Origin of the sequence: Cryobacterium sp. 10I1, assembly GCF_035019805.1 — a bacterium.
In the GTDB taxonomy this organism is placed as follows: domain Bacteria; phylum Actinomycetota; class Actinomycetes; order Actinomycetales; family Microbacteriaceae; genus Cryobacterium; species Cryobacterium glucosi.
Genome location: NZ_JASJVF010000138.1, coordinates 1 through 8,995, shown reverse-complemented (window position 1 = coordinate 8,995; position 8,995 = coordinate 1). Strand labels below are relative to the sequence as shown.

Here is an 8,995-nt window from a genome sequence, read left to right as displayed (position 1 = left end):
GACCACCCCGGGCGTGTCACCACCCCCGATGCCCGCCCACGAGCATCCGCGAGAGTACACATTTGGCCCTTAAACCCGCGGTTTAAGGGCCAAAAGTGCGCTCTCGCGGCACGAAAGAAGCCCACCCGACTGCGGGCGGGCGGCGGGCGGGGACGCCGGCGGATACGACAGAGCGCCCGCAACCGCCGCAGGAGCGGTGGATGCGGGCGCTCTGAAACACGGCGTGCGGGTCAGTAGCGGTACTGGTCGACCTTGTATGGGCCGTCGATGGGCACGCCGATGTAGGCGGACTGCTCGGGGCTCAGCACGGTGAGTTCGACGCCGAGGGCGTCGAGGTGCAGCCGGGCGACCTTCTCGTCGAGGTGCTTCGGCAGCACGTACACGCCGACCGGGTACTTCTCCGGGTAGCAGTACAGCTCGATCTGGGCGAGCACCTGGTTCGTGAAGGAGTTGCTCATCACGAAGGAGGGGTGTCCGGTCGCGTTGCCGAGGTTCATCAGGCGCCCCTCGGAGAGCACGAGGATGCTGCGCCCGCTCGGCAGGTGCCACTCGTCGACCTGCGGCTTGATCTCCACCCGTACGGCGCCTTCGAGGGTCTCGAGCGCGGCCATGTCGATCTCGTTGTCGAAGTGGCCGACGTTCGCGATGATCGCGAGGTGCTTCATCTTGAGCATGTGCTCGGTGCGGATTACGTTGAAGTTGCCGGTGCCGCTCACGAAGATGTCGACCTGCTCGACGACCGACTCCAGCCGGGCGACCTGGAAGCCGTCCATCGCGGCCTGCAGGGCGTTGATCGGGTCGATCTCGCTTACGATCACGCGAGCGCCCTGGCCGCGCAGGGCCTCTGCCGCACCCTTGCCCACGTCGCCGTATCCGGCGACGAAGACGACCTTGCCTCCGATGAGCACGTCGGTCGCCCGGTTGAGCCCGTCGGGCAGGGAGTGGCGGATGCCGTACTTGTTGTCGAACTTCGACTTCGTCACCGAGTCGTTCACATTGATCGCGGGGAAGAGCAGTTCGTGGGCGCTGGCCAGTTCGTACAGGCGGTGGACGCCCGTCGTGGTCTCCTCGGTCACGCCGGCGAGACCGGCGGCGATCTCGGTCCAGCGGTTGGAAGATTCCGCGAGCGAGTGACGGAGGACGTCCAGTACCACCCGGTACTCATGGCTGTCGGACGCGGTCGCCTCGGGGACGGCGCCGGCAAGTTCGAATTCGCGGCCCTTGTGCACGAGCATCGTGGCGTCGCCGCCGTCGTCGAGGATCATGTTCGGTCCGGCCCAGGTCTCCCCCGCCGCCGCGGCCTCGATGCTCCAGTCGAAGATCTGCTGGGTGCACCACCAGTAGTCCTCGAGCGATTCACCCTTCCAGGCGAAGACGGGAACGCCGGCCGGGTTCTCCGGGGTCCCGGTCGGGCCGACCGCGATGGCCGCGGCGGCGTCGTCCTGGGTGGAGAAGATGTTGCAGCTCGCCCAGCGCACCTGCGCACCGAGGGCCACGAGGGTCTCGATGAGGACGGCGGTCTGCACGGTCATGTGCAGGGACCCGGCGATGCGTGCGCCGGTGAGCGGCTTCGATTCGCCGAATTCGGCGCGGAGGGCCATCAGGCCGGGCATCTCGTTCTCGGCGAGACGCAACTGGTGCCGGCCCGCCTCGGCGAGCTGCGGGTCGGCGATCTTGAAGATGGGCGCGAGCGAGGGCGCGGTGGACACAGGGGACGAGGCGACAGTCATGCGACCATCATGCCATTCCCTGCGCCGCCCCGGCTGGGTGTGTCCCACGGCCGGGGTTCGCCCTCGCCCGCCCGGGGTTCAGGCGTCGGGGCCGCCCGGGGTGTCCGCTTCGCTCATCGCGCCCATCGTGCTGAGCCGGATGAGCTGCCAGCCGTGCGGGACGCTTGTCAGGCGGGCGTGCCGGTCGCAGAGGTCGAAGGCGTGCGGTTCACGCTCGATCGAAAGCGGGCCGAGCACGGCCATGGAGTCGCCGTAGTCGAAGGTGAGCGTCGCGACGGACTCGTCCGGACAGGCGACGCGGGAGCAAGGGCGGAATGACATTACCGTTCAGGCTACCCGCGTCGGCGCCAGAAGTAAGATGAAGGCATGTCCCGATCCCGTCGATCTGCCGCGCCGCCGCCCGCGCCGATGCAGCGCGGAAGCGGGCGCGATCGGCACGGGCGCGGCATCCGCAGCTCGGCGACGGGGCCGTTCCTGCCGCCGCTGAACACCCGGATCGACCTGTTCGACATGACCGTCGCCTCGACCGTCGACTACCTGCGTTCGGTCTGGCCGGACCAGCTCGCCGACGTGGCCTTCGAGGTCGCGGCAGGCCCCTATTCTGTCGTTCCGGGCGTCGGCGTCGAACGCTGGGCCGTGCACGCCGCCGAGCGGCGCATCGTGTTCTACCGGCTGCCGATCCAGCGCCTCACCCGGCTGCACCGCAATGACGACCTGCACCGCCGCATGGTGATCGAGAGCTGCGTCTTCCGCGCGATCGCCGAGCTGCTCGGCAAGGATCCCTGGGACCTCGCGCCCGATCGCTTCCGGCACTTCTAACAGCACCACTTCTCACAGTGAATGCGGGTGAGCGGATGCCGCCCAAAAAGTAATTCCAAACCGATTCCGTGTCGGGGCCGAACCATTGTCAGCACCACAGACAACCACTTCCCCCACAGACACGAAGGATCACATCATGCGCACTTTCCAGAAGGCAACCATCAGCTTCGCCGCAGCAGCCCTCCTCCTCGGAGGCCTCGCCGCCTGCTCCAGCACCGCGACCGCAGGCTCCGCGGCGTCGACTCCCTCCGCAACCTCCTCGTCCGCTCCGACGCCCGTCGCCTCGATCCCCTCCCTCAAGGGCGTCGACACGGCCGTTCTCCTCGACGGCGACTTCGCCGCGGCGCTCACGAGCCTCGGCCTGACCCCCGGCACCGTCGGCACCGCCACCCTCACCGATGGCAGCCTGCACTTCCCGATCACCGGCGGAAACGTGGACTACTACGACCCCGCACAGAGCTACCGCCCGTTCGTCCAGGGTTCGATCAAGCACGAGGGTTCCGGCTTCTCGCTCACGGCCGGCTCGACCGTCGTCGAACTGACCAACTTCACGATCGACCCCGGCACCTCGAAGCTCTTCGGTGACGTGTCGGTCAACGGCACCTCCGCCGCCACCCAGGTCCTCCTGTTCGACCTCTACGGCGGAACCCTGAAGCCGCTGCAGATGGACGGCGACAACGCAATCCTCGAGGGCACGACCGTGCACATCTCGTCCGTCGCCGCCGGCCTGCTCAACAAGACCTTCGGAACCGACGCCGTCAAGGACCAGCTCCTCGTCGGCATCGCGAAGATCACCGTCGCCACCAAGTAACACCGCTCGAAGCGGGCCCGACCGGCCCGGTTGAATTGCGGACAGAGCACCTTCGTCGACACGACGAAGGTGCTCTGTCCGCAATTCGGCGTTAACCGGCCCGTTTCTGGGGCGGGGTGCGCTGGCGGATGCTCAGCGCGGGGGGCGCAGGAAGCGCACGGCGCGGAGGAGCGCACCGAGCATCCGCGCCCGCACGGCTGGGTCGAGCCGGACGGCCGACCCGGCGAGAACGATGACGAGCGCAGCCGTGATCGCCCAGGTCAGCTCGAGCGAAGGCAGGATCTGCCGCAGTGTGAGAGCGAGCGGGATGGCGAGCCACTCCCAGCGACCGCTGAGCGCCACGAACGGCAGCAGCAGCAGCGCGTACCACGGGTACCGCGGGCTCAGGATGAGCAGGGTGCTGCCGATCATCACGAGCTGGCCGAGCCAGGGCCGATCGGGATCGGTCTTCCAGAACACGAGCGCCGCAATGATCACGAGCAGGCCGCCTGCAACGAAGACCGCGGCACCGCCGGGGGCCACGAGCGAGACGAGCGCAAAGCGTTTGCCGTTGTCGTAGCCCTCCTCGCTGAGATAGCCGGGCAGGTAGCCGAGCACGCCGATCCCGGTCGTGAGAACGTACGGCACGTAGAGCGCGAAGAACGTGACGACCGCGGCGAGGCCGACCTTCCAGCCCTGCCTGCGGAGCATCGCCGGGGCCGCGATCACGGGGACGAGCTTCACGGCGATCGCGATCCCGAGGGCGATGCCGCCCCGCCAATACCGCGCCCGGGTGACGAGAAGCGCCGCGGCGAGGGTGAACACCACGCCGAGCAGGTCGACGTGCGAATTCGTGATCGCCTCGGAGGCCACGAGCGGGCACCACGCCCAGTACGCGGCGAACCGCGGGTCGATGCCGCGGCGCCGCATCCCGGCGAGAAGGAGCACGGTCGTTCCGAGGCTGAGCACCAGCCCTCCGAGTTGCAGCGGCCAGTATGTCGCCGTCGGCGGCACCAGGAAGCGGATGCCCGCGAAGTAGAGCTCCGCCGCCGGCGGGTAGATCGTCGGGACGGTCGGCCGGTTGAGTGCGGTGCAGAGCACGGCGTCCGAGGCGGTCTTGTGCGTCACTACGATGCGCCGGCCCTGGCAGGTCTCCGGGACCGTGCCCGACGGCACCGTCGGCGGGAACAACCACTCCGGGCGAAGGGAGTCGAGCCGGTCGTCGGCCGGGACGTAGGCGTACGGCGAGATGCCGGCGTTCTGCACGATGCCGTCCCAGGCATACCGTGCCGAGTCCGTGCTCGTGTTCGGCGGCCCGATCATCGCCGCGACCCCGATGCCGAGCGACCCGGCGAGCACGAGCGCCACCACGGCGCGCCCCCGGACCCGACGCAGCAGGAAGACGGCCGCTGCGAACAGCGCCCAGAGCACCCCGGTGCAGACCAGGAGGGGGACCGTGTCCCGCGTCGGTTGGAAGAGCGAGAAGACCAGCACGCAGTACCCGGTCAGCGTCGCACTCGCGGCCAGGAGGAGGGAGATGATCGTAATGCGCACGAGGCCATCCTGTCGGAGTTCCGCGGCGAGCGCCGCCGAATCCCGGTTCGGAGAGCCGAACGGACCCGCCCCGTCACGGAACCGTAAGGTGTAGACCCGCCCGCGGGCATCCGCTGGATGGTGCAATGGAACATGCGCCAAGTGATGTACGAAGCCCAGCGAGCACTGGCCTCCCCCGTGCGAAACCCGCGGATGGCGACCGTGATCGGTCGACTGCTCGGGCTCGCCTTCGTGCTGTGCTTCGGCACCGGGCTGTACAGCCACTTTCTGCAGGAGCCGCTGCCGGGCATGCACTTCGCGACCCGGCCGGAGCTGCTCTACCAGTTCACCCAGGGCACCCACATCATCGCGGGCATCGCCTGCTTCCCGCTGCTGCTCGCGAAGCTGTACATCGTCTTCCCCGACCTGTTCCAGCAGCCGCCGGTGAAATCGTTCCTCAATTTCCTCGAACGCGCGTCGATCGCCCTGTTCGTGGGCGCCTCGCTCGTGCAGATCACGATCGGCCTGCTCAACACTTACCAGTGGTACCCGTGGCCGTTCCCGTTCCGGGAGACGCACTTCGCGCTCGGCTGGGTGCTGATCGGATCGCTCGCCCTGCACATCGGCATCAAGCTGCCGATCATCGCCCGGGTCTGGCGCAAAAAGGCCGACGATGGCTCCGGCGACGACGACCACCTGACGGATGCGGTCGCCCGCGACCGCACGGCGACGCCGGAGGCCGTTCGCCTGTTCGGCTCGAGCCGGCCGACCGGGGTCACCGGCCGGCTGCTCGCCTGGATCGACGCGACACCGGACCTTCGGGCGGACGCCACTGCGGCACGCGCGCCGTCAGGGCTCGACACAGGATCCGCCTCAGCTTCCCGGGACGACACGGCCGACGCGGAAGACGCAGCGCGCACGGCTCACACGCGCCTCAGTCGGCGCGGCTTCCTCACCACGGTCGGGGTGAGCGTCGGCACGGTCGTCGTGCTGACCGCCGGGCAGACGGTCGCCCCGCTCGACGCGGTCAATGCCTTCGCACCGCGGAAGAAGGGCGTCGGTCAACAGGGGGTGCCGGTCAACCGCACCTCGAAGCAGGCGGACGTGGCCGCGGATGCCCGCGCGGCCGGCTGGGTGCTGACGGTGGCGCACGCCGGGGTGGAGCGCAGCTTCAGCCGGTCCGAACTCCTCGCCATGCCCCAGACCGAGGTCGATCTGCCGATCGCCTGCGTCGAGGGCTGGAGCCAGCTGGCGCGGTGGCGCGGGGTTCGCCTGAGCGATCTGGCCGATCTGGTGTCGGGGGATGCCGCGGCATCCTTTCGCTTGACCAGCCTCGAGAAGAAGGGCGCGTACCGCCAGACCACGATGGGGTCGGAGTACGTGCGCGACCCGCTCACTCTCGTCGCTCTCGAGCTCAACGGGGAGACCCTCGACCTCGAGCACGGTTACCCTGCCCGGATGATCGCCCCCGGGCGGCCCGGGGTGCTGCAAACCAAATGGCTGAGCCGGATCGAGGCGATGGACGTATGAGTACCGCACGCACTGCAGGAAACCGAAGCGTCGAAGCATCCGGATCCGGCGAACTGGGGCCGGCCCTCCGCGTCACGCGGATCGTGCTGATCACGCTCGGCCTCGCTGGTCTCGCCTGGGGCGCCTATGTACTGTTCAACAGCGTGAAGCCCGCGCGGATTCCCGGTATCGCCCTGTGGATGGGCGCGGCGATCGTGTTGCACGACGGGGTGATCTCGCCGCTCGTGTTCTTCTGCGGGATCCTGCTGCGCCGGGCCGGGCACCGAATCAGCGGAACGGTCATCCTCGTCGTGCAGGGGGCGATTGTGGTCGGCTCCGTCATGAGCCTGATCGTGGTGCCGTTGCTGATCGCGCAGTCGCGCGGCACCGGCAACCCGACGGTGTTGCCCCTCGACTACGGCGTGAACTTCGCCGTGTTCTGGGCAGCTGTCGCCGTCGTCACCGCGGCCGTGTCGTTCGGCCTCTACGCGCGGGGCCGGCGCCGTCTGCGCTGACCCGCGTCGCGCGCGAGAACCGTAAGGTCGGAGAAATTCGCGACACACCGCATCCGCTGCCGGAGGTGACGGCGTGTCGCGAAAAACTCCGACTTCACGCCGATCGAGACGACGGGCGAATGCCCGGTTGCGGGCGCGGGGCGAGCGCGGGGACTCAGGCGTGGAGGAGGCGGGCGAACCAGCGGCCATCCAGGCGCCAGTCGTGCGCGACCCGGAGCCCCGCGTCGGCGGCATGGCCGGCGAGGGCGTCGACGCCGACCTCCGCCCAGGGGAAGACGTCGCTGAGGAGGCCGGAGGCATCCTCGAGCCGGCCCTCGTAGCGTTCATCGCGCGCCGGGTCGTGGCTGACCTCGACGAGGAGCGCGCCCCGGGGCGCGAGAAGTTCGGCGCAGCGGGTCAGGAGCGCGGTCACGTCGCCGCCGATGCCGATGTTCCCGTCGACGAGGAGCGCGCCCGCCCAGCCGCCCTCGAGCGGCATCGGGTCGAAGACGCTGCGCTTGAGCACGCTGAGGCCGGCGTCGACGGCGATCCGTACGGCGGTCGGCGAAACGTCGATTCCAAGCGCGGACAGGCCGCGGTCCATCGCGGCACGCACCATCCGGCCAGGGCCGCAGCCGATGTCGAGGACAGGACCGGTCAGGCCGTCGAGCAGGAGCTGGTCGGTGTCGTCGGCGTCGGCGCTCCACCGGGCGGCGTCCATGGTCGCGGCGGCGATGAGGCCGCCGTCCCGGGAACGGCGGAGGTAGAGAACGTTGTCGGCGTTGCGCAGCGCGGCCGCATAGGGTTCCGCCCCGCCGGCGCCGAAGGTCGCGGGGGCGAGGTCGAGGGCGGATGCCCGCTCGCCGGGGACGCGATCGAGGCGATCGGGTTCGAGGATGTCCCGTTCGAGGATGCGGGCGGCCTGCGCGTTCATGCGCGCACCGGAATTCCGGTGGCGACAGCGCCGGTCGCGTCGCGATCGGCGGGGCGGGCGTCCGTGCGGGCGGCCGTAGCGCCGGGGAGCAGGGCGGCGAGGGTGCGTGCGAAGCGCCCATTCGGAACCGTGGCGGCGACGGAGTGCGCATCTGCGATCGTGTCGACATCGGTGAGCAGGGGCAGGTGCCGCACCCGGAGGCCCGCCTCCTCCAAGCGATCGAGCTGCCGGGCCCCGGTGTCGTCCATCGACATCGCGACGCCGCGAATCAGGTCCCCGCGCCGGGAGTGACCGTTCCGGGAGTGACCACGGCTCGACCCTCCGCGCGGCGCGGCGAGCGCGAGCGCCCAGAAGCCGCCGTCGTCCGCGAGGCCGAGCCAGGCATCCGTGTCGTCTGGCCAGTCGGTGAAGACCGGCGCGAGCAGCTCGGTGGTCACCTGCGGGGTGTCCATGCCGATCAGGACGGTCGGTTCGTCGAGCCCGTCGAAGATGGCGGCGAGGCGTTCGTCGAGACTGCCGGCGACCTGGGGCAGGATCTCGAACTCAGCGGCCAGGCGCGGCGGGGTGACCCCGTCGAAGGCGAGGATGCGGCGCGAGGCCGGGAGGGCGAGCGCTGCGGTCAGGGTGTCGTCGAGGCTCGCGGCGGCGAGCTCGGCGGCCTGCTCGAAGGAGAGCGCCGGGTGCAGGCGGGTCTTGACCCGGCCGGGCAGGCACTCTTTGGCGATCACGACGAGGGCCGTCATTTCCGGGCCTCGCGCAGCAGGGCGGACATGTCGCCGATCGCGGTCACGGTGCCGCGGATCGTTCCGGTCACTTTGCTGCGTCCGACCCGCGGCGAATAGGAGGTGTCGACCTCGCGGATGCTCCATCCCGCGTCGGACGCACGGAGGAACATCTCGAGCGGGTAGCCGCTGCGTCGGTCCTGGAGGTCGAGGGACAGCAGCGCCGGGCGCCGGGCGGCCCGCATGGGGCCGAGGTCATGTATGTTCACACCGGTTGTTCGGCGCAGGCGCCAGGAAAGACTGGAATTGGCCAGGCGGGCGTGCAGTGGCCAGGATCCGCGGGTCGTGGGACGGCGGCGGCCGAGCACGAGGTCGGCGTCTCCGGCGAGGATCGGGCCGACGATGCGCGGAAGTTCGGCCGGGTCCATCGACGCGTCGGCGTCGCAGAACGCTACGATCGGGGC

At 69.8% G+C, this 8,995-nt stretch carries 10 protein-coding genes; 4 read left to right on the top strand and 6 right to left on the bottom strand.

The genetic code is table 11. The features are described 5' to 3' along the window. Positions 1-230 precede the first annotated feature (230 nt). Together ahcY and QN345_RS12230 are read right to left on the bottom strand one after the other, a co-directional pair. A complete protein-coding gene (gene ahcY / locus QN345_RS12235; RefSeq protein ID WP_134449012.1) occupies positions 231-1,730 on the bottom strand; it encodes an adenosylhomocysteinase in 1,500 nt (499 codons plus the stop codon). Between the two features lie 78 nt (positions 1,731-1,808). Next, positions 1,809-2,051, bottom strand: coding sequence for a DUF3499 family protein (locus QN345_RS12230; RefSeq protein ID WP_134449013.1), 243 nt, complete (start codon positions 2,049-2,051; stop codon positions 1,809-1,811). 45 nt (positions 2,052-2,096) lie between these two features. Here QN345_RS12230 and QN345_RS12225 point away from each other — a divergent pair, with 45 nt between their 5' ends. Together QN345_RS12225 and QN345_RS12220 are read left to right on the top strand one after the other, a co-directional pair. Beyond that, on the top strand, positions 2,097-2,549 hold the full coding sequence (locus QN345_RS12225) for a metallopeptidase family protein (protein WP_134449014.1): 453 nt from the start codon (positions 2,097-2,099) through the stop codon (positions 2,547-2,549). Positions 2,550-2,685: 136 nt separating this feature from the next. Then, complete coding sequence (locus QN345_RS12220; protein ID WP_134449015.1) at positions 2,686-3,360, top strand: hypothetical protein; 675 nt, start codon at positions 2,686-2,688, stop codon at positions 3,358-3,360. Positions 3,361-3,492: 132 nt separating this feature from the next. Here QN345_RS12220 and QN345_RS12215 read toward each other — a convergent pair whose 3' ends face one another. After that, positions 3,493-4,893, bottom strand: a complete 1,401-nt coding sequence (locus QN345_RS12215; protein ID WP_323505163.1) for a glycosyltransferase family 87 protein — start codon at positions 4,891-4,893, stop codon at positions 3,493-3,495. A 132-nt stretch (positions 4,894-5,025) separates the two neighbouring features. Between QN345_RS12215 and QN345_RS12210 the strand changes: the two genes are divergently transcribed. Next, positions 5,026-6,402: a molybdopterin-dependent oxidoreductase gene (locus QN345_RS12210; RefSeq protein ID WP_416347624.1), complete on the top strand. Its 1,377-nt coding sequence runs from the start codon at positions 5,026-5,028 to the stop codon at positions 6,400-6,402. Continuing rightward, a complete protein-coding gene (locus QN345_RS12205; protein WP_323505162.1) occupies positions 6,399-6,896 on the top strand; it encodes a hypothetical protein in 498 nt (165 codons plus the stop codon). Before QN345_RS12210 ends, QN345_RS12205 begins: the two co-directional genes overlap by 4 nt. Before the next feature lie 154 nt (positions 6,897-7,050). Here the strand turns inward: QN345_RS12205 and QN345_RS12200 are convergent, their stop codons facing one another. The 3 genes from QN345_RS12200 to QN345_RS12190 all read right to left on the bottom strand — a co-directional run. Further along, complete coding sequence (locus tag QN345_RS12200; protein WP_323505161.1) at positions 7,051-7,809, bottom strand: class I SAM-dependent methyltransferase; 759 nt, start codon at positions 7,807-7,809, stop codon at positions 7,051-7,053. After that, entirely contained in the window at positions 7,806-8,552 is a 747-nt protein-coding gene (locus QN345_RS12195; protein ID WP_323505160.1) for a TIGR04282 family arsenosugar biosynthesis glycosyltransferase, read from the bottom strand. The genes QN345_RS12200 and QN345_RS12195 overlap by 4 nt, the downstream gene beginning before the upstream one ends. Next, positions 8,549-8,995 (bottom strand): glycosyltransferase (locus QN345_RS12190; RefSeq protein WP_323508689.1); only part of this gene is annotated, 447 nt, incomplete at its 5' end. The genes QN345_RS12190 and QN345_RS12195, both read right to left, overlap by 4 nt.